We start from the raw sequence: 20906 nt of genomic DNA, 5'->3' as shown, positions 1-20906 counted from the left end.
TATGAGCACCATTCAGGATGTGGCCCGCGAAGCCGGCGTGTCCGTGAGCACCGTGTCGAACGTGCTCAACGGCCGTATCGATCAGATGCGCCAGGAAACGCTTGCCCGCGTGCAGGCCGCCATCAGCACGCTGCGGTATCGCCCGAGCACGCTGGCGCGTCAGTTGAAGACCGGGCAGACGCCGATCGTCGGCTTGCTGGTGCCGTCCATCGCCAATCCGATGTACGGCTATATCGCGCGCGAAGTCGAGACCTATGCGCAGGAGCGTTACGGCTACCGCGTGATGATCGGCAACACGTATCGCGATCCCGCGAAGGAGGCCTCGTTCTTCGAGGACCTGCTCTCGCAGGGAGTGCGCCGCGTGATCGTGATCTCATCGCTTGCCAATGAACGCCATCTGGAAACCGCCGCCGCACGCGGAATGGTCGTCGTGAGTTACGACCGCCGAGCGACCGAAGGCGAAGCCACGCGCGTCGATCATGTGACGCCCGACAACTTCAGTGCCGCGCGGATGGCGACACGTCATCTCATCGGACAGGGACACACGCGGCTTGCGTTCGCGACGCTGACTGGCATGACGATGAGCCGGCGCGACAAGATCGACGGCTTTCTCGCCGCTGCCAGCGAAGCGGGCCTGTCCGGGCGCGCGCAGGTGCTCGACAGCGGTCCGGTCAACGAATACGGCGACTCGATGATCGCCGAGAACGGCCGCGCGCTTGCGCGTCGACTGGCAGCCGACGACGAGCGCCCGACGGGGATCGTCGCAGTCAACGACCTGATGGCGCTGGGTCTGATGGCGGGCCTGCGCGAATCGGGGCTGCGCGTGCCCGAGGACGTGTCGATCGTCGGCATGGACGGGCACTTTCTGGCGGCGATCTCGAACCCCGCGCTCACCACCGTGCAGCTTCCGGTGCCTGCCATGGCCGCCGCGATGGTCGAACGGGTCATGCGCGCGCACGACGAGCCGATGCCCGCATCGGAACAGGCGCTGTTCACGGAGATCACGCTCGTCGAACGGGAGTCGGTAGCGCCGCCGGGCAGCGCCAGGCCGGTAACGAAGCAATCCAGGACCAGAAAATGAACAAGGTATTCGTGAGTCACCCCCGGCACATGCTGGACCATTATTTCGGCGCCCGCGCGGCGGCGGCGCTCGCGAAGATCGCCGATGTCGCCTACAACCCCGAAGACCGCGAGCTGACCACGGCCGAACTCGCGGACAAGGCGCGCGACGCGGATGTCCTCATCGCGTATCGTCAGACGCCTGCGCCGCGCGCGTTGTTCGAGGCGCTGCCGAATCTCGCTGCATTCGTGCGCTGCGCAGTGGATATTCGCACCGTCGATGTCGATGCCGCCAGCGAACATGGCGTGCTCGTCACGCAGGCCAGCGCGGGCTTCGTGCCGGCGGTATCCGAATGGGTGATTGGCGCAATGCTCGATCTCGCGCGCGCGACGACTGCCTATGCATCGGCATATCACCGTCACGAAGCGCCCGTGCCGCAGATGGGCCGAGAATTGCGCGGCAGCACGCTCGGCGTGATCGGATACGGACAGATATCGCGTTATCTGTGCGAGCTTGCGCTCGCATTCGGGATGCGCGTGATCGTGTCCGATCCCTACGCGCGAATCGACGATGCGCGCGTGCGCGCGGTCGCGCTGGACGCCTTGCTCGCGCAGGCCGATTTCGTCGTCTGTCTCGCGCCCGCGAGCGAGCAGACCGCGAATCTGATGGATGCGCACGCCTTCGCCGCGATGAAACCCGATGCCTATTTCATCAACGCGGCGCGCGGTGAACTGGTCGATGACGCCGCGCTCCTCGCCGCGCTCGAGAGCGGACGCATCGCGGGATGCGCGCTCGATGTCGGGCGCGCGCCGGACCAGATGCCATCGCCCCGGCTGGCTGCGCATCCGCGTGTGATCGCGGCGCCTCACGTCGGCGGCTTGACGCCGGGCGCGATCGAGCATCAGTCGATGGAAACGGTCGCACAGACCGAGGCACTGTTCAACGGTCGCATGCCGGCCGGCGCGGTGAATGCGGCGCACGCGTTCCGGCTGGCGCGCTGGGGTCACGCGGGCATCGACGTTCCGGCGGATGCGCGATGAAGTCGCCGCTTCCTTTCGAAGGCGCGTGCGATTGCCACATTCATGTGTACGAGGAAGGCTATCCGCTCGCCGCGAGCGCCACGTTCATTCCGCCACCGGCGCCTGCGTCCGAGTATGCGCGAGTGCAGCGCGCGCTTGGCCTGTCCCGCGCGATCGTCGTGCAGCCAACCGGCTATGGCTTCGACAATCGCTGCACGCTTGCCGCGATAGCCGAACTGGGCCACGGCGCGCGCGGCGTCGCGGTCGTGCCGCCGGATGTCGGGGAAGACGAATTGCAGCGTCTGCATGAGGCGGGCATTCGTGGCGTGCGCTTCATGATGCTCGCGGGCGGCGTTTTGCCGTGGGACGCGCTGACGGAGATGTCCGCGCGCATCGCGCCACTCGGCTGGCACATCGATCTGCAACTCGACGGGCATGCGTTGCCGCGCTATGAGCCGATGCTGTCGCGTCTCGCGTCGCGGCTCGTGATCGATCATCTCGGCAAGTTCCTCGCGCCTGTCACGCCGAAGAGCGAAGGCTTCGCGTCGCTGTCCCGTCTGCTGGATGGCGGGCGCTGCTGGATCAAGCTGTCCGCGCCGTACGAAAGTTCGCGCGCCGGTCCGCCCTCATTCGACGATGTGGCGTGGCTCGTAAGCGAACTGTCGTCGCGGTATCCGGAGCGGGCACTGTGGGCATCGAACTGGCCGCATCCCAATGTGCGGCCTGTGCCTCAGGACGTCCACATGCTCGACTGGGCGATGAATCTCGTCGCGGAGGACGAAACGCGGCGCAAGGTGCTTGTCGATAATCCGGCTGAGTTGTATCAGTTCTGACGGAACCGCCCCGCCCGGCTCACGTTCCGGTTGATTCGACCGCCAAGCCCTCTTCCGCCATGCCGGCATCGGCGCGACGCGAGCGATAACGCGCCAGTGCAAGAATGCTCATGGCCGCGATAACGAGCGGCGCAGCGACGGCGCCGAAGATGACCTTCGGTCCCCAGTGCGCGGCCAGCATCGCGCCGCCGATCATCGCCCCGACGATCGAGCCTATGCGGCCCATGCCGAGCGTCCAGGCCACGCCGGTCGCGCGTGCCGCCGTGCCGTAGTAGCCTGCCGAGAGAATGTTCGTGCCCGTCATCGTGCCGCCCGTGCCCACGCCGGTGACGAAAAGCGCCAGCAATGCCAGAGCCGGCATGCCGGACAGATGACCGAACGATGCGAGGCTGATCGCGGCGCAGAGAAAGGCGCCGCATAGCACATACTGCGGATTCATGCGGTCCATCAGCAGGCCCAGCAGGATCGCGCCGAGGCTATTGCCGGTGAGGTAGAGCGCCGTCATCAGCGACGCGTGATGAAACGAGACTCCGCTCTGCTGAATGAGCGTCGGCAGCCAGTTCCCGAGGAAGTAGATGACGAAGAGCGCCATGAACGCCGTCGTCCAGAGCCATAGCGTGCCGCCGCCCACGCCCGGGCGCAGCAACTCGCGGATAGGCTGGCCCTGCACGCGGTTCTCGCCGAGCGTGATCGCCACCTTATCGAAAGCGACTTCGGGCGCGATGCTTCGCAAAATCTCGCGCGCCTGCGCTTGCCTGCCGCCCCGTGCGACGAGGTAGCGCGCCGATTCGGGCAGCCAGCGCGCCAGCACGGCGATGACGAGAAGCGGCAGAACGCCGCCCAGGACGAGCATGGATTGCCAGCCGAATGCCGCGATCATGCGCGACGCGACGAGGCCTCCGAGCGCGCCGCCGACCGCGATCCCGCATCCGATGGGCGCGACGAGTGTCGAGCGCAGGCGGTCGGGGCAATATTCCGCCGCCAGCGTGTACGCGTTCGGCATGGCGCCGCCCAAGCCGAGCCCGGTCAGGAAGCGCAACGCGATCAGCATGCCGATCGAGTTCGCCCACGCCGAGACCAGGCTGAAGAGCGCGAACACCGCAATCGATGCAATGAGCGTCGGTTTGCGTCCGAAGCGGTCCGCGACAGGGCCGAAGACGAACGATCCGAGCGTCAGCCCGAAGAGCCCTGCACCGAACATCGGTGCGAGCTGCGCGGGCGCGGCGCCGAAATGCTCCTTCAGCGCCGGCGCGATATAGCCGACCACGACGGTATCGTAGCCGTCGAGCACGAGAATCAGAAAGCAGAGCAGGAACGTGACGATCTGGAAGCGCGACAATCCGCGCTGGTTGATGAGGTCCTGCAGGACGACGCTGCGCGTGTCGTCGTCTGAATGCGGTGCATGCATCATGTCTCCCGTGGCCGCTTGGGCTCATTTTAGTCAGCACTGCTGCAATCTTCCGGGATGCGTTACCGGTCATCGCACCCGATGCTGTCGCGCATGCCGGACGCTCGGACGCCTTGCGCCGCGCTCAGCCGGGTCATCGTGGCGATGCTCGCTGTCCGTTTTGCGAATGGTGCTGCCTCGCTCATGCGCACAGCCTCACGGCGCACCGAGCGAGGCGGAAAGCAACGAGAAGCCTCAGATCTTGAACGTTTCGAGCGTAGCGGGATGAAACAGTTCTTCCGGCTCCAGCAGGCGGCTCGACAACCCTTCTTCGTGATGGCGCTTCAGAAACCGCGACAGCACATGCCGGTTCGGCTCGAAGCCGTACGGCCAGAAGTCGTGTCCCATCAGCCGGCGCGCATTGCGCAATTGCTCCTCGACGAAAGGCAGCGTCACCTTGGTCGCCGACGTATCGCTCAACCTGGTGAGCGCGATCGCCTTGCTCTTCTCGAAGGCTTTCGCCACCGCGCCGGGCAGCCACGGGTGCTGCTCGGCCAGCGTGCGCCGCACGCCCAGCAGATGCATGATCGGAAAGAGCTTCGTGCGCGAGTACCAGTCGGCGGCGGCTTTCTGGGGATCGTCGAAGAGATACTTCACGTTCGGATGACCATTCGTGAAGCACGACGGCGCGCGAGGCCCGATGAGCGCATCGATTTCGCCGGACGCGAGCATGCCGGAGATCGTCTGGTTCTCGGGCGCGTTTTCGAGGCGCACGTCGTCGGGCAGCTTGAGACTGATCTTCTCCAGACGGCCTGCCTCCTCATACCCGCCGCGAACCCAGGTAACGTCCGACGGCTTCAGTCCGTGATCTTCTTCAAGGAACAAGCGCGCCCACACGTTCGCCGTCAATTGATACTCGGGCACGCCGATGCGCTTGCCCTTGAGGTCGGCCGGCGTCTCGATGCCGCAGTCGTTGCGCACGTAGATCGACGTGTGACGGAACGCGCGCGACGGAAATATCGGCACGCCGATATACGGACTCGTGCCCGCTGCGGTCTTTACGCTGTAGCTGGAGAGCGACAGTTCGCAGATGTCGTAGTCGGCATGGCGGAAGGCGCGGAAGAAAATCTCCTCCGGGTCTTGCAGCATGAAGACGGGTTCGACGCCGTCGATCTGCACTTCGCCGTCGACCAGCGGCCGCATGCGATCGTAGTTACCCACTGCAATAGAGAGGTTCAGCTTCGCCATAATCAACATTTCCAGGTATTGGTTGTTTCGCCGCTCATCAGCCGCTAATCAGCACATCGCGCGATTCGGCGCTCGACCGAAGCATCGCGAGACATATTTCGAGCGTCCCGCGCGCCCACTCGCCATCGTGCAGCGGCGCGATGCCGCCGTGCGCGGCGCCGATCAATTCGTCGATGACTTCCGCTCGTGGCACGCGCGGCGCATCGAGTTCGATGCGCTCGCGCCGTTCGTTCCCGTACACCACGATTTCATGCGGCAACGGCCGCACATCGCCACGTTCGCAGGATACGATGATCGGGCCGAAGTGCTGATGCCGGCGCGCATCGGGCGCTCTGGAGACGGGCGTATAGGCTTTTCCGCCGTAGGTCCCCGCTGCCTTCAGACGCGCTTCCTCATCGGGTGACGTCACCTGCGAGAGCTTGCGGCGCGCGACGCCGTATTCATCGGCATTGCGCTGCTGTCCCATCTCGCCGATCCATCCGGTCCACTCGTCGGAATCGAAATGCGCATAGCCGTTATAGGAAAGCGTGGCGAAAGCGCCGCTTTCGAACCATAGTGTCGCGCTGTATGCGCCTTCGGTGGGACGCGCCGCATCCCAGTTGCCGACGGCCGCGCGGATACGCGTCGCGCGGCTGCCCGCAAGCATCCGGACGATATCGACCTGATGCGCCGCCTGACTGAATACCGCGCCGCCGCCCTCTTCGGTCTTCAATTCCTCCGGACGACGCGGCCGGTACAGGTAATCGGTGTAATTGAGCGCGTGGATCATGCGCACCGCGCCGACCGCGCCCGATGCAATCAGCTCACGCGTGCGCAGATACGGCGTATCGAAGCTGTGGCAATGTCCGACGATCAGGTGCACGCCCGCCGTGCGGCATGCAGCGATCATGTCGTCGCATTCGGCGAGCGACAGCGCCATCGGCTTTTCGACGAGCACGTGCTTGCCGTGCGCCGCCGCGATCCGCGTATGCGCCGCATGAAACTGGTGCGGGCTCGCGACATAGATGGCGTCGATGTCGGGCCGGCGGGCGAGCGCGTCGATGTCGTCGAAGGTCGGCGCGCCGAAATCGGCCTCGAACTGCGCACGCGCCGTTTCGCGCGGATCGCAGGCGGCAACCAGCTGCACGCGCGCGTCCGCGAGAAAGGTCGGCAGCATCAGCGAAAAGGCGCGGCCGAGTCCCGCTATGCCGAGGCGAATCTTCTCCATCAGACCTGAACCTGATAGTTCGATTCGAGTTCAGGCGAGGCTTTCGCAGCCGTCTCGACCCACACGGGTCGCGCGGGGTACTGCTTCCAGTCGGTGTCTTTCGGCACCATCGCCTGGAACGAGCACACGCTGCGCGGAATCGCCTTGTCGCCTGTGCCGATGGCCGCTTCACCCGCCTGAAACGCCTTCAACGCATCGAGCATGCGGCGGCGGAATTCGACCACGGCGACATCGCTTGCGCCGAGGCGCTCTTCGGTGCGGTCCGCGATCGGGCGCATGGTCAGCCACATCGCGATGTCCTGATTCGGGAAGCCCTTGATGCCGGTGAAGTTGCCCGCCTTCATCGCTTCGCGATCCTGCCAGAAGCGGTTTTCGTGATTGCGCAGCGGCCGGTAGTACGCATCGAGATCGATGCCGACCTGTTGGCCGAGGAACTTGCGCCATGTCTCGGTTTCGGGCGTTTTGTCCGGGTGGCCCCACGCCATGAAATAAAACGCGGTGCTGGTGTCGTCGCACGGCACGTTGATATTCGCGACGTTGTACAGATTGTTCGGCGGAATCAGCGCGGTGGCCGGCGCGACGAACACCGTCGAGCGCACGTAGTCGTGCGTGGCAGCGTTCTGAATCGGACGTCGCAACGCGGCGTACCGAAAGCCGTATTCGGTGCGATGCACCTGCAAGCGCGGCGCCTTGTCGGTCGACGGACGCAGCCAGTTCTTCGAGGTCGCTTCGGCGCCGCCGACGCGCGCCGGCACGAAGTCCGACGAATGCAGGCTGGAGCTGTGCGCGGAGTCGATGGCGCCTTCCAGAATCTGTGCCCAGTTGCACGGCAGAATCGCCTTCGCGATGCTCACGCGCGTATCTTCGGTGGGCGCCCAGGCGGGCGGCACGAACTCGGGAATCGCGTCCTGCGGCCCCATGTAGGCCCAAACGAAGCCGCCCCATTCCTTCGTTTCGTACGCCTTATGCTTGACCTTCTTCGTCATGTCGCTGCATGAAGGCTCGGACACCATCTCGATTACGTTGCCCTTCACGTCCATTTTCCAGCCGTGATAGAGGCAACGCAGGCCGCAATCCTCGTTGCGCCCGTAGACGAGCGAGACCCGCCGATGCGGACAGTACTCGTCCATTACGCCGACATTGCCGTCGGTATCGCGGAACACCACGAGGTCTTCGCCGAATACGCGAGCCTTGACCGGTGCGCCGTCCGGCTCGCTGACTTCCTCGATGAGGCACACGGGCGTCCAGTGACGGCGCATCAGTTGCCCCATCGGCGCATCGCCTTCTACGCGGCACAGCAATTCGTTTTCTTCGTGCGTGAGCATTTACGCTTCTCCGGAATTCTCAAAGATCGAGTACAAGTTCTTGGCTCTTCGCACGCGACACGCAGATCATGATGTGATCGCGCTTCTCGTCGTCGCCGAGCACCATGTCGCGGTGGTCCGCCTCCCCGGCGCACAGCGTCGTGCGGCACGACCCGCACGTGCCGCTCTCGCAGGAACTCGGCGCCCGAATGCCGTTGTCGCGCAGAATCTCAAGAATCGAGCGGTCCTTCGGGATCTGAAAAGAGCGGCCCGTCCGTTCCAGCCTGATGTTGAACGGCGTGTTCTCCGCCGCGCGCGACTGGTCCACGCCGAAGCTCTCGAAGTGCACGGTGCCGGTGGGCCAGTGACCGGTCATGTCACGCACGCTGTCCATTAGCGCGCGCGGACCGCAACAGTAGATATGCGCGCCGCTGCCGGGCTTTTCGAAGACCGGCCAGAAATCGAAAGCGTTGGCGAGCTCGCCGTGATCGTGGTGAATCACCACATGCGGTTTCCACTCGGCGCTTGAAAGTTCATCGAGAAAAGCCGTCGTCTGCGGGCTGCGCGACACGTAATAGAGCTTGAAACGCGGACCGGACGTTGCCTTCAAATGCCGCATCATCGACAAAATCGGCGTAATGCCGATGCCGCCTGCGACGAACACGAAGCTGCGCGCGCGCTCGCTCAATCCGAACTCGTTGTGCGGCTCCGAAACGTCGATCCGGTCGCCTTCCGCAACCTCGTCGGCCATGCTGACCGAACCGCCACGGCCAGCCGCATCGCGCTTGACGGCGATCACGTAGCGGTCCGTCTCGGCCGGATCGTTGCAGAGCGAATAATTGCGGTTCGCGCCGCTCGGCACGCGCACCGTGAGATGCGCGCCCGCCGTGAAAGCGGGCAGCGCCCGCGCGGCTTCATCGCGCAGTTCGAAGCGGAAAACGCCTTCCGCTACCTGATCCTTCTTCGTCACCACGACCGTCCTGAACGACAGCTCGTTGCTGGCCGAGTCCTTCATATCCCTTCCCCCGCTTGTTCCGGGCCCACCGGCGCTGTCCATCGGCGCCGATCTCCATGTTCATTATGTTAGATATCTAATCATTACGACACAAGCGGGTTTTCCCTCAAACGGCGTCGGGTGCCGCAAAAGAAAAACGGCGCCTTCATGATGAAGACGCCGCCCGTGCTGCGAGATCCGGTGCTCACGAATGCTTTTCCGCGTGTTCCCGCAGCGTGTTGGCGGGCACGCCGATCAGCACGGCGAGCCCGCCGATCATGACGATCGCCGCGATCGACGCGAGCCCGATGGCGAGACTGCCCGTCACCGTCTTGATCCAGCCGAGCGCGATGGGGCCGCAGAACGCGCCGACCTGCCCGAGACAACTGATCGCGCCGATGCCCGCGGCGGCGGCGTCATCGGACAGATAGGCAGGCGGAATGGACCAGATGATGGCCGCCGCGCCGAAGTAGGAAATCGAGATCATGCCCAGACAGACAATGGCCGCCGTGGTGTTGCCCGACACGAGCGGCAGCAGAAAGCCGCCGAGCGCGCCGATTGCCGTACACAGAAAGAAGTGCCAGCGCCGCTCGAGCGTCACGTCCGAACTGCGCGCCACCGCGAACATGCCCAGCGCGCCGATGATGTAGGGCAGCGCCGACAGCAGGCCCACATTCAGGACGTTCGAGACGCCCGCCTGACGAATGATGGTCGGCGTCCAATAATTGAGGATCGTGCCGCACAAGGGCACCGTGCCCCACCCCGCCGCGAGGATGTACACGCGCGGGTCTTTCAGCGCCGCCAGCAGTTGATGCCGCGAGTGTTTCGCGGGCTTCTTCTCGGCGCGGTCGGCGGCGAGCGCATCGAGAATGATCTGCTTCTGCTCGTCGTCGAGCCAGCGCGCATCCTGCGGCCGGTCTACGAGATAGAAGAAGGCGACGACGCCCATCACGAGCGCGGGCAGGCCTTCGAGGAAGAAGAGCCACTGCCAGTTCTTGTAGCCAAGCACATCCACGAAGTTATGCAGGATCCAGCCCGACAACGGTCCGCCGATGATGCCCGCCGCCGCGATCGCCAGCAGAAAGCGCGACGTGATGCGGGCGCGCCGCGCTCCCGGATACCAGTAGGTCAGATACAGGATGATGCCGGGCCAGAAACCCGCCTCGGCCGCGCCGAGCAGAATCCGCGCGACGTAGAACTGCGCCGGCGTGGTCATGAAGGCCATCGCGGTGGAAATGCCGCCCCACAGCACCATGATGCGCGAGATCGTCAGGCGCGCGCCGATCTTCTTGAGCCAAAGGGTGCTCGGCACTTCGAGCAGGATATAGCCGATGAAAAAGAGGCTCACGCCGAGGCCATACGCGGCATCGGACAAGCCTAGGTCCTGCTTCAGATGCAATTGCGCGAAGCTCACGTTCACGCGGTCCAGATAATTGAGCACCCAGCACACGAAAATGAACGACATCAACCGCCAGGTGACCTTCTGATACGTGGCCTCGACCCGCGCGGTTGTGGCGTCCGATTCCGGCATGAATTGCGTGACTGTGGATTTGGCCACCAAACGTCTCCTTTGCCCTGCTCATGAGGACGATGCGCCGGCACGCGCGGGCTTGGGCGCGCCTGCCCTGCATCTTCGTTTTATTCGATATCTAACGATTATGGTAAGGAGAGCGTCCGCGCTGAACAAGCTCGGGTTTGCACCGACATGTCCTGCGCACGGGTGAGACAGTCACGCACGAGACCCACCGGCTATCATGTAGAAGAAACCCGCTCACGGATGAAGAACTTCGTCATGACACGAAAGAAAACTGTGGAAGGCGCGCCGCGCGAGACCGCCGAAATGCTGCGCCACTGGCACGAATCGGTGCCGAACGACCGTCTCGCGCACCTCGTGAAGGACGCGACACGCTCGATGGTCCGCGCCTTGCAGATGCGGCTCGCGGCGCACTCGGTGTCGTTCGGACACTGGACGTTCCTGCGCATCCTGTGGGAAAGCGACGGCCTCACGCAGCGCGAGCTCAGCGAGCAGGCAGGCGTCATGGCCCCCACCACGTTCGCCGCCGTGACGGCGATGGAAAAGCTCGGACTCGTCGAGCGCCAGCAGCGCCCCGAGAACAAGAAGAACACGCACGTCTATCTCACTGCCGAGGGTCGCGCTCTGAAGGACAAGCTCGTGCCGCTCGCCGAGGAAGTCAACGAAATCAGCGTGACCGGACTGAGCGAGCGCGATATCAAGGTCGCGCGCAAGGTGCTGCTAACCATCATCGAAAACCTGGCGGAAGACGAGTCGGAATCGACGGATCCGCGGCGGCGAGTGTTGTCGACCCGCGAGATCGGCAAGCTGATCGCCGAACGTGGCGAGAGTCTGGAGGATGCCTGAGGGCTGATTCGACGGCAATGGCGCGCAAAGAAACGAGTCGTCACCAGGCGTCCGGCACTCCTGGCTTACAAATGAAGGCCGCCCCTTCGCGCCTCAATGACTAGGGTAAACATCCGCCGACAAATGGTTGGTGTACGGAGTATATTCGGGTCAACGAGACGCTCACTGAAGGGGAAGACAAATGCAGTTTCATCTCGACGGCTTCCGCACAGGCGACCCGACGATCGACCCCGCCGCCGTGGCGCACACCGCTGACATGCCCGACACCGTCGATGTGCTGATCGTCGGCAGCGGCCCGGCAGGTCTTGTGCTCGCGGCTCAACTGTCGCAGTTCCCGGCAATCAATACGCGTATCGTCGAACGACGTTCCGGGCCGCTTCTCATGGGTCAGGCCGACGGCGTCGCGTGCCGCACCGTCGAGATGTTCGATGCGTTCGGCCTGAGCGACCGCTTGTTGCGCGAAGCCTATTGGGTCAACGAGACCGTCTTCTGGCGGCCCGATTCCGACAAGCGCGGCGCGATCAAGCGTACCGGACGCGTTCAGGATACCGAAACAGGTCTGTCGGAATTCCCGCACGTCATCGTCAATCAGGCGCGAGTGCAGGACTATCTTCTGGATGTCATGCGCCGCTCTCCGCGGCGGCTGGAGCCCGACTATGATCTCGAACTCGTGAGCGTCGAGCGCGTCGAGCGTGACAGCGAAGGCGAGCATCCGGTGCGCGTCACGTTACGGCGCACCGACGCATCGCGCCTCGACGAACTCGTCACCGTGCGCGCGCGCTATGTCGTGGGCTGCGACGGCGCCCGCAGCCGCGTGCGCGCCGCCATCGGCCAGACGCTGCGCGGCGACGCGGCCAATCATGCGTGGGGCGTCATGGACGCGCTCGCAGTCACGGATTTTCCGGACATCCGCCTGAAGGCGGCCATTCAGTCCGCAAGCGAAGGCAATCTGCTCATCATTCCGCGCGAAGGCGGCTATCTCGTTCGCTTCTACGTCGATCTCGGCGAGGTCACGCCGGGCAACCGCGATGCCATCAAGCAGATCACCGTCGACCGGATCATCGAGACGGCGCAGCGCATTCTGCATCCGTATTCGCTGGACGTGAAGGAAGTGGCCTGGTTTTCCGTGTACGAGGTCGGCCAGCGTCTGACAGACCGGTTCGACGATGCCCTGGCCGCCGACGGCACCTCGCGCGAACCGCGCGTCTTCATCGCGGGGGACGCGTGCCACACGCATAGCGCGAAAGCCGGTCAGGGCATGAACGTTTCGATGCAGGACGGATTCAATCTCGGCTGGAAGCTCGGCGCGGTGTTGAACGGACTCAGTGATGCCAGTCTGCTGCGCACATATTCCGACGAGCGCCAGCCCGTTGCGCAGGAACTCATCGACTTCGACAAGGAGTGGTCGGCGATGATGGCCGCGCCACCCAAAGACCCCAACCGGCCTGAAGCCGGCGGCGTCGATCCGGCCGAACTACAGGCGTACTTCGTGCGGGCCGGTCGCTATACGGCGGGCGTCGCGACCCGCTACCGGCCGGCCATGCTGACGGGCGAGCCGACTCATCAGGCGCTCGCGAGCGGCTTCGTGATCGGCATGCGCTTTCACTCGTCGGCCGTGCTTCGCGCAGCGGACGCGAAGCCGGTTCAACTCGGGCACGCCGCGCGCGCCGACGGCTGCTGGCGTCTGTACGCCTTCGCCGACGCACAGGAAACCGCGCTTCACGCGCTGTGTGAACACCTTGCGACGTCGCCGGAATCCGCTCTGCGGCTCGTGACGCCGGCAGGCGCCGACCCCGACAGCGTGCTCGACTTGCGCGCGGTGCTTCAGCGCGACCATCGCGACGTGCGACTCGAAGGCATGCCGCGCTTGCTTTTGCCGAAGAAGGGCCGCCACGGACTCGTCGACTACGAGAAGATATTTACCAGCGACGCCGTGACTGATATCTTCGATGAGCGCGGAATCGACCGCAATCGCGGCGCGCTCGTCGTGGTCCGTCCGGACCAGTTCGTCGCGCACGTCTTGCCACTGGACGCATACGCGGAACTGGCAGGCTTCTTCCGGCCGATATTTCCGCGTGCCTTCGCTCAGCCTTTCACTTGCTCCTGACGTAGCCAAATTGCCGACCAAACCAAGCGGGCGCGATGCGCTGTCGAAATATACGGGCAGTCTCGTGCGCCGTGCCCAGCAACGCCATATCGCAGTGTGGCTCGCCGAGGTGTCCGCCGAGATTACGAGCGTTCAGTACGCGGCGCTCGAAGTGCTCCACAGGACGCCGGGCGTCAATCAGCGACAACTCGGCGACGAGCTCGACGTGGACCGATCGACCATCGCCGATCTGGTCGCGCGCATGGTTCGCAATGGCCTTGTCGAGCGCTCGGACGATGCCGTGGACAAACGCAGCTACGTCCTTTTCCTCACCGCCGCCGGGAAAAAGCAATTCGCTGCGCTGCAGCCGCGGGTCGAGAAAGTGGAGCGCGTGCTCACCGAACGGCTCACGCCGCGAGAATGCCTCGAACTGCGCCGGCTGCTTTCGGCGTTGCTGCCGCGGAATGAAACGTGACGCTCTCGAGCGTGTAGTGGGAAGACGTCCGCTGACATTCGCCCGACGGTCTGCCGCCGAGAGGCCGGCCGCGCCGTGTGATTCCTGTCGCAGCATCCGCTGCGCGTGGGATGCCTTCCTGCAGGATTTGCAGGAGCGGGCAGTCTTGCGGCTCAGGTGTGCAAGCAGACGCGTCTTGTGATTCGTTTATGTGTCGTGTCGCTTTGTCAGTAAAGCGCTTGCCGAATGTGCTTTCGCCACGGTCGGGCAAGCCAACGCACGATCGACGGTTCGCGCCAACCCTCTGCCTCTCACCGCGCGATGACGCATCCGCACACTGCGGCCCCGCCCGCGCCGCCCTGCTTGTCGATATTCGCCTGCGTCTCGTCTGCCAACTTGAATGCTTCCGTAGAACGGGCGTGGCAGTCGCGGCGAGTGCGCGCACATCCGGGTCGCTGCCATGCTGTGCTTCATCGCTGAACTGCTGCATGTCGCCCTTGTGATCGGAGACGTTATGGTCCATGACGACCTTGTCGAACGCGTGGCCGGTGAGCGGCTTGAGCGCGGTGTGAGTCGCCTCGTGAGTGATCGAAATGCCGCCAGGCAAGCTGTCGCTTTCGCTTGGCGAGACTTTCGCTCTTGGCATCGAGCGACTTATGGTCGGCGATCATGCGCTTCGGAAATGCCTGCACCGATGGGTCCGACGATTTGCGCAGCGCGAGCTGCGCACGACTGAATCCCGGCGCGGCCATCCTGTAGCGCATAGCCGAGGAAATCGGCGAGGTCTTCAACGTCATCGGCGTGCGCGAGGGTGGCGCCCGCTATAAGCAGCAAACAGGCGGCTGCGCGGGAGGCGACAGCAAGGCGCGCCTGCGTGGGCCGCTCTGCCTGGTCGAGTGCGATGTCGCGCAATTGAGGTTCGAGACGGCGTGTCAGCATGGGTGTCTCCGTGCATCAGGGCGTTCACACTCGATGAGCACTGCTCGGGCACCGGCGCGCGTCAATCTGCGAAGCCGGATTCGGCCGCTTATCCCTGCAATCCTCGCAGTATCTTCGCAGCCGCGCGCGCCGCGACTTCGCAACCCAGCACGATGTGCGCCTCCGCCGTATCCTCGATGAAGTCATGGCTGACTCCGCCGATGCTCGGCACGAACAGCATGCACGCAGGCAGATGATGCGCAAGCACCTGCGCGTCGTGTGACGCGCCGCTCGGCATGCGCTCCCATTGGCCCGGCGCGAGCGCTTCCGCTGCATCCGCGAGGTGGGCCTGCAGCGCCGCGTCCATCGTGACCGGTTCTTCGGGCGGCTCGATGTCGCGTATCTCGACGCTCATCTTCTCTTGCGCGTTGAAGTCGCGGACCAGTTCGGCGAGCGCGGCTTCCATTGCGGTCAGGCGTTGTGCGTCGGCGTCGCGGAATTGCAGGTACATGTCGGCGGAACCCGGCACCACGCTGAACGATCCCGGATCGAGATCGATGCGGCCGACCGTCCACACGGTATCGGCATCGGCGAGCCGCTCGAATGCTTCGTTCATGCGCGTAATGAACGCGATCAGCCCCGCGCCCGCGTCGCGGCGGATCGACATGGGCGTCGTCCCCGCATGATTGCGCTGCCCCGCGAAGCGCAGCCGGAACTCGCGTATGCCGACGATCGTCGTCACCACGCCGATGGCATTGCCATGCGCCTCCAGCCTGCCACCCTGCTCGATGTGCGGTTCCATGTACGCCTTGTGACGCGCGCGGTCGATGCGTGCGCGCGGCGCGTTTGCGATGCCGGCCTCTGCAAGCGCGTCGCCGAGCAGAACGCCTTCGCGATTGCGCGCGCTGCGAATCGCCTCGTCGACGGGTTCGCCGACGAAGCTGCGGCTGCCGAGAAAGCCCGAGAACGTGCCTTCCTCGTCGATCCACGACGCGACGTCCACGGCGAGATGGCGCGTCGCATCGCACTCGCCAAGCGCGCGGGCGATTTCGAGGCCGTAGATCACGCCGAGCGCGCCGTCGAGCCAGCCGCCGGTCGGCTGCGTGTCGGTATGCGAGCCAATTAACAGCGCCGGGCCGTCGTTGCGCGAGCGGCCGAACACGTTGCCCACGCCGTCGATCGATGCATCGAGCCCGGCCTCGTTCATGCGCTGCGCCAGCCAGCGGCGCGCGTCCATATCCACCAGCGAAAGCGAAAGACGTACGACACCCTTACCCGCCGCGCCGAAGCTGCGCAGGTGCTCGAGGTCGTTCAACAGGCGGGCGGGATCGATCTTCAACACGGCGTCTCTTCCTTTGCGTGGCAAAGACGTAGCGTATCAGCCGAGCGTGGTTCACGAGGCCGCACGTTTGAGTGCGTCGATCCATCGCCCGCGAAAGGGCCTTATAGCGTTACCGCGCGGTCATTTCGGCTTCGACCACGCGCAGAACGTCGGCGGCACAGCCCGCGAGATCCTCGAACAAGCGCCTCTGAACAGGCGACAGCGCCCGAGGAGACGTGTCGATGACGCATAAGGTGCCCAAACGGTGGCCACTCGCCCCGTTGATCGCGATGCCCGCATAGAACCGGATGCCCGGGTCGCCCGTCACGAGTGCGTTCAGTCGAAAGCGATCATCCTTCGTCGCATCTTCGACCACAAAAATGCCCGGCTCGACGAGCGCATAGTTGCAGAAGGCGATATCACGAGGCGTTTGCCTGGCCGCGAGCCCGTGCCGCGACTTGAACCACTGCCGGTGCGCGGCAACGATCGACACGAGCGCGATCGGACACGCCGTGACATACGCCGCAAGTCGCGTGATTCGGTCGAGCCGGGGATCGTCGGGCGTGTCGAGCAAGCCGCACTGCGCGACCGCATCGAGTCTGTCTTCTTCGTTATATAAAACCGGATACTCGGACATCGTTACTCGTTGGGCTAAGGATAGGTCTTTGATCGATGTCTTGTCGGCAGAATTCGACCCGTACTTGAGCGCTTTCTTTCCGCGATGCAGCTAAAGATCGGCCGTGCTGGTGCCGCTAACAAGAGCCTAAGCCCGCCTAAGCCCGCTAAGCCCTGACAGCCATCGAGCACGCTCTGGAAAGACTCGAACCATGAACCCGAACGCCGAACCCTCCCTCACCGTATGCGCGTCGAACGCGGCAGCAGCCGGTCAGAAGCCCCTCGCGGAATTGCGCTCCTTGTGGGCCACCACAGAGAAGGAGCGAGCCGTCGTTGAATTCTCGCCCGACGGCGTGATCCTGCGCGCGAATGCCAACTTCCTGACCTTGATGGGCTACCGGGCCGATGAGGTGGTCGGATCGCATCACCGCGTCTTTTGCGACACCGCATACGCCAACAGTCAGGCATACCAGGATTTCTGGATCATGCTCGCGTCCGGACGCGAAGCGAGCGGCGAATTCAGACGCCTGAACAAGACGCGCTCGGAAGTCTGGATACACGGCTCCTATACGCCTGTTCTCGACGAAAGCGGCAATGTCCAGAAGATCGTGAAAGTCGCCACCGACATTACCGGCGCGCGCACGCTCGCCGACGATCACGCCGGCAAGGTGCGGGCGATGGAACGCGCTCAAGCTGTCATCGAGTTCGATTTGCATGGCCACGTCCTTGCGGCGAACGACCTGTTCCTTCATCTGATGGGCTATAGCCTCGAAGAAGTGAAGGGCCAGCATCATCGGATGTTCTGCGAGCCGTCGTACCTGAACACGGACGCGTATCGCTCGTTCTGGGAAAAGCTCGGGCGCGGCGAGTATGACGCCGGGCAGTACAAGCGCATCGCGAAGGGCGGCCGCGAAGTATGGATTCAGGCGACGTACAACCCGATCTATAGCGCGGACGGCCGGCTCATCAAGATCGTGAAGTTCGCCTCCGACATCACCGAGTTCAAACGCGGCGTCGCTGAACGAGATGGCCGGTTGGCCGCCATCGACCGGGCCAATGCCGTGATCGAGTTCGACCTCGAGGGCAACGTTCTCGCCGCGAATCAGAACTTCACGGATGCGATCGGCTATACGCTGCGCGAGATCGTCGGCAAGCATCACAGGATGTTCTGCGATCCCGAAACGACTGCGACGGCCGAATATCGCGACTTCTGGGCGCGACTGAGCCGCGGCGACTATCATGCCGGGCGCTTCGAGCGCGTATCGAAGCACGGATACCGCGTGTGGCTTCAGGCTACGTACAATCCTGTGCTGGACGAGTCCGGCCGGCCCTACAAGATCGTGAAGTACGCGAGCGACATCACCGCGCAGGTGGAGCGCGAACGCCGGATGCAGGCCAGTCTGATCGCAATGAGCGAGAAGATCGACGAGTTGTCCCAGTCCATCGACGGCATCGCCACGCGCACGCGCGAAGCAACGGCAGTCGCGACCGAAACGCAGGCCGAGGCGGATACGGGCGGCCGTACGCTGGCTGAATCGATGTCGGCGATCAAGGAGATCGAACAGTCCTCCGCCGGTATCAGCGAAGTGGTGAAGGTCATCAGCGAGATCGCCACCCAGACCAACATGCTCGCTTTCAACGCAGCCATCGAAGCGGCGCGCGCAGGAGAGCATGGACTGGGATTCTCCGTCGTCGCGAGCGAAGTGCGTCGGCTGGCCGAGCGTTGCTCGCAGGCGACCAACGAGATTCGCCGCCACATCGACGAGTCCGTGCATCGGATCAAGACCGGAAGCGAAACGTCCGGACGCGCAGCCAATGGCTTCGACCGTATCCGCGCCGGTGTCAACCGTACGACCGAGACCATCGCCGGAATCCATCAGGTTACCGAGAAGCAGGCAACCGCCACGCGTACCGTTTCGGAACTGTTGCGCGAGCTTACGCTGGTAACAGGCGGCGAAGCGGCGGTTCGTTCATCTTCCACCGTGGCCGCGCTGTCCCGCCAGACGCAATGATGGATTCGTCAGCACTTGTTGTCGGCGTCGTGCAGGTCGGCTCGATCCGCTTCGGGATTCCTGTCGAGCACATCGTGGAAGCGGTGGAAGCGCCGTGCGCCTACCAGCGCGTACCGGGTCAGCCGGCCGGCATGAAGGGATACTTCCTGCTGCGCGGCGACGCCGTCGCCACGCTCGATACATACGGGCTTATTTGCCCCGATGAGACTGCGCATGAGCCAGCGAGGCACGTCATCGTCCTGCGCCAGGGCGATGCCGTGTTCGGCATCGAAGTCGATGCAGTCGGCAAAACCGAAGCGATCGACCGAGATGGCCTGATTACGCTTGCGCCAGACGATGACTCCGCAGCGGGCCTCTTTCCTGTGTTGGCCGCGCTCGGAGAACCGTCGTCGCTCATCGGCATTGCGAATGTCGGGAAGCTCTACGAAGCAACGGCGGGAAGGGCTGCGCGCAAGGCGGTTCGGCCGCGCAACGCTGGAAGCGCCGAAGACTGCTCGAACGAGGAGGCGAAGTCGCGACGCAGGCAGCACGCGATCGTACGTTGTGGCGAACACCTGCTCGGCATCGACGCGCTCAGTGTCCGATGTGTCATTCCCATGCCCGAGCTTCAGCAACCAAGTCCGGGCAACACCACGTTTCTGGGCGTCGCGCATTGGCTGGGGGCAGACCTGGCCGTCATGGACCTTCCTGCGGTATCGGGCCTTCCCCAGCGCGAAACGGGGCAAGGCAAGTATCTGCTCGTCCTCGCGCACGGCGACCGTGTGACCGGTTTCGCCGTTGACGAGCTTTCAGAACTGGTACTGCTCGCGCCGAAGGACATACGGCCCGTGTCGCCCGCTGCCTTCGCCGAACCCGGCTTCTTCTTCGGCGCTATCGGTACCTTTCGAAACAGAACGGCGCTGGTTCTGAACCCGGAAGCGCTTTCCAGCAGCGGACGCCTGATGCATCTACCGCGCACCGCGGCACCGCAGAAGAGTTCAGCCACGGCGAATCAGGCAGCGGCATACACCGGGTCCTACATTGTTTTCTCGGTGGCGGGACGTCCTTATGCGACGAACATCGAACACGTGGCCGGAATCGTGACGAAGCCTAAGGTCGAAGTGCGCGGCGGCGTAGACCAGGCGAGCCTTGGACTGATCAACTGGCGCAATGACTTTGTCGAGCTCGTGAACGTGGACTTTGCGGGCGGCAGCGACATCGAGCGTTCGGAGCCGCGGCAGGCACTGGTGGTCGTGGTGGACGGGCTCACGCTTGCATTCGCGGTGGACGCTGTGCTGACCATGTCGGGGCCGACCGACGCGACGCAGATTTCGCGAGCTTTCGACCCTGAAACAGGCGGCACATACCAGATCGTGACGATGTACGAACCGAGCCGGATCAGCTATCGACTCATCGACCTCGCTCAGAAGGTGTCCGAGAGGTTCGGCGCGCTACAGGTCGGTGAGGAAGCGGCTGCTTAGACTTCACGAGTGAAGCGATTGCCGCTTCATCCTGGCGTCGAGCGAAATCCGCGTCCCCGGCCTATGACGCAGTCTGACGATCGATTTTCAGCGACATGTGCACCTCGTCGTGAAAGCATCCGTCCACCAACAACGAGTTCCGCTCTAGTCCGAAGGGTTCGAAGCCCAACGACTCGTAAAGCCGGACGGCGAGCTCGTTGTTCGCGTTCACGGTCAGGTTGATCTGCGTGGTGTCAGGCGTAAGCCGCGCGAACTCGATGAGTTCGGCAATGAGCGCTCTGCTGATGCTCCGGCCTCTCATGTCCGGCGTGACATAGACGCCCCAGACAAACGCCTTGTGACTCAGCTTTCGCGGGTGCTCGCGTCCGAGGCCCGCGACGCCGACCAGGCGCGTTCCATCGAAAGAGCCGAACACGCCTTGGCCCCGATCCGCTGCGAGTTGCTTCTCGACGTCATGCAGCGAGCGGCTTGCTTCCTCTTCATAGCTGGAAGCGAATGAGGCGGGACACTCCTTCAGTCCGGCAAGCCGCAGAGAGACGAATGATGCAGCGTCGGATGGAGTGAGCTGGCGAACGAGCATGGACGGTCCTTTCACGGAGAGAATAGGG

The 20906-nt window shown here is 64.0% G+C and carries 18 protein-coding genes and 1 pseudogene; 8 read left to right on the top strand and 11 right to left on the bottom strand.

The annotated features are described in order from the left end of the window. Nucleotide 1: 1 nt before the first annotated feature. The 3 genes from NCR37_RS24740 to NCR37_RS24730 are packed head-to-tail and all read left to right on the top strand — an operon-like array spanning nucleotide 2 to nucleotide 2912. Nucleotides 2-1081: a LacI family DNA-binding transcriptional regulator gene (locus NCR37_RS24740; RefSeq protein WP_250475445.1), complete on the top strand. Its 1080-nt coding sequence runs from the start codon at nucleotides 2-4 to the stop codon at nucleotides 1079-1081. Continuing rightward, nucleotides 1078-2100 carry a hydroxyacid dehydrogenase gene (locus NCR37_RS24735; protein ID WP_250475444.1) on the top strand — a complete coding sequence of 341 codons (1023 nt, stop codon included), beginning with the start codon at nucleotides 1078-1080 and terminating at the stop codon, nucleotides 2098-2100. Before NCR37_RS24740 ends, NCR37_RS24735 begins: the two co-directional genes overlap by 4 nt. Then, nucleotides 2097-2912 (top strand): amidohydrolase family protein, encoded by an 816-nt coding sequence (locus tag NCR37_RS24730; RefSeq protein ID WP_250475443.1) that lies wholly within the window; start codon nucleotides 2097-2099, stop codon nucleotides 2910-2912. The genes NCR37_RS24735 and NCR37_RS24730 overlap by 4 nt, the downstream gene beginning before the upstream one ends. Before the next feature lie 19 nt (nucleotides 2913-2931). On the opposite strand, the gene NCR37_RS24725 is transcribed toward NCR37_RS24730, so the two are convergent. From NCR37_RS24725 to NCR37_RS24700, 6 genes are all read right to left on the bottom strand, one after another. After that, on the bottom strand, nucleotides 2932-4323 hold the full coding sequence (locus tag NCR37_RS24725; RefSeq protein ID WP_250475442.1) for an MFS transporter: 1392 nt from the start codon (nucleotides 4321-4323) through the stop codon (nucleotides 2932-2934). A 231-nt stretch (nucleotides 4324-4554) separates the two neighbouring features. Then, nucleotides 4555-5547, bottom strand: coding sequence for an ABC transporter substrate-binding protein (locus tag NCR37_RS24720; protein ID WP_250475441.1), 993 nt, complete (start codon nucleotides 5545-5547; stop codon nucleotides 4555-4557). A gap of 37 nt (nucleotides 5548-5584) precedes the next feature. Further along, nucleotides 5585-6754, bottom strand: coding sequence for a Gfo/Idh/MocA family protein (locus tag NCR37_RS24715; protein ID WP_250475440.1), 1170 nt, complete (start codon nucleotides 6752-6754; stop codon nucleotides 5585-5587). Then, nucleotides 6754-8079 carry a Rieske 2Fe-2S domain-containing protein gene (locus tag NCR37_RS24710; protein ID WP_250475439.1) on the bottom strand — a complete coding sequence of 442 codons (1326 nt, stop codon included), beginning with the start codon at nucleotides 8077-8079 and terminating at the stop codon, nucleotides 6754-6756. Before NCR37_RS24710 ends, NCR37_RS24715 begins: the two co-directional genes overlap by 1 nt. Before the next feature lie 19 nt (nucleotides 8080-8098). Further along, entirely contained in the window at nucleotides 8099-9073 is a 975-nt protein-coding gene (locus NCR37_RS24705; protein WP_250475438.1) for a PDR/VanB family oxidoreductase, read from the bottom strand. 184 nt (nucleotides 9074-9257) lie between these two features. Then, a complete protein-coding gene (locus NCR37_RS24700; RefSeq protein ID WP_250475572.1) occupies nucleotides 9258-10583 on the bottom strand; it encodes an MFS transporter in 1326 nt (441 codons plus the stop codon). 261 nt (nucleotides 10584-10844) lie between these two features. Between NCR37_RS24700 and NCR37_RS24695 the strand changes: the two genes are divergently transcribed. From NCR37_RS24695 to NCR37_RS24685, 3 genes are all read left to right on the top strand, one after another. Continuing rightward, nucleotides 10845-11432, top strand: a complete 588-nt coding sequence (locus tag NCR37_RS24695) for a MarR family winged helix-turn-helix transcriptional regulator (protein ID WP_250475437.1) — start codon at nucleotides 10845-10847, stop codon at nucleotides 11430-11432. A 181-nt stretch (nucleotides 11433-11613) separates the two neighbouring features. After that, on the top strand, nucleotides 11614-13539 hold the full coding sequence (locus NCR37_RS24690; protein ID WP_250475436.1) for an FAD-binding monooxygenase: 1926 nt from the start codon (nucleotides 11614-11616) through the stop codon (nucleotides 13537-13539). A 10-nt stretch (nucleotides 13540-13549) separates the two neighbouring features. Further along, nucleotides 13550-13993, top strand: a complete 444-nt coding sequence (locus NCR37_RS24685; protein WP_250475435.1) for a MarR family winged helix-turn-helix transcriptional regulator — start codon at nucleotides 13550-13552, stop codon at nucleotides 13991-13993. On the opposite strand, the pseudogene NCR37_RS28605 reads toward NCR37_RS24685, so the two are convergent. From NCR37_RS28605 to NCR37_RS24670, 4 genes and pseudogenes are all read right to left on the bottom strand, one after another. After that, nucleotides 13926-14643: pseudogene (locus tag NCR37_RS28605) on the bottom strand (DUF4142 domain-containing protein). The gene NCR37_RS24685 and the pseudogene NCR37_RS28605 sit on opposite strands and share 68 nt — an antisense overlap. Next, nucleotides 14627-14884: a hypothetical protein gene (locus tag NCR37_RS24680; protein WP_250475434.1), complete on the bottom strand. Its 258-nt coding sequence runs from the start codon at nucleotides 14882-14884 to the stop codon at nucleotides 14627-14629. Before NCR37_RS24680 ends, NCR37_RS28605 begins: the two are co-directional and overlap by 17 nt. 115 nt (nucleotides 14885-14999) lie before the next feature. Next, on the bottom strand, nucleotides 15000-16232 hold the full coding sequence (locus NCR37_RS24675; RefSeq protein ID WP_250475433.1) for a Zn-dependent hydrolase: 1233 nt from the start codon (nucleotides 16230-16232) through the stop codon (nucleotides 15000-15002). Between the two features lie 109 nt (nucleotides 16233-16341). Beyond that, nucleotides 16342-16848 (bottom strand): GAF domain-containing protein, encoded by a 507-nt coding sequence (locus NCR37_RS24670; protein ID WP_250475432.1) that lies wholly within the window; start codon nucleotides 16846-16848, stop codon nucleotides 16342-16344. A 190-nt stretch (nucleotides 16849-17038) separates the two neighbouring features. Between NCR37_RS24670 and NCR37_RS24665 the strand changes: the two genes are divergently transcribed. Then, nucleotides 17039-18838 (top strand): methyl-accepting chemotaxis protein, encoded by a 1800-nt coding sequence (locus NCR37_RS24665; protein ID WP_250475431.1) that lies wholly within the window; start codon nucleotides 17039-17041, stop codon nucleotides 18836-18838. A 29-nt stretch (nucleotides 18839-18867) separates the two neighbouring features. Then, nucleotides 18868-20298 (top strand): chemotaxis protein CheW, encoded by a 1431-nt coding sequence (locus NCR37_RS24660; protein ID WP_250475430.1) that lies wholly within the window; start codon nucleotides 18868-18870, stop codon nucleotides 20296-20298. A gap of 61 nt (nucleotides 20299-20359) precedes the next feature. Here NCR37_RS24660 and NCR37_RS24655 read toward each other — a convergent pair whose 3' ends face one another. Further along, nucleotides 20360-20878 (bottom strand): GNAT family N-acetyltransferase, encoded by a 519-nt coding sequence (locus NCR37_RS24655; protein WP_250475429.1) that lies wholly within the window; start codon nucleotides 20876-20878, stop codon nucleotides 20360-20362. Nucleotides 20879-20906 lie beyond the last annotated feature (28 nt).

The organism is Caballeronia sp. GAFFF1 (assembly GCF_023630705.1).
GTDB lineage: Bacteria > Pseudomonadota > Gammaproteobacteria > Burkholderiales > Burkholderiaceae > Caballeronia.
Note: the sequence above shows the minus strand (reverse complement) of the source record. Positions and strands in the feature narration are given on the sequence as shown.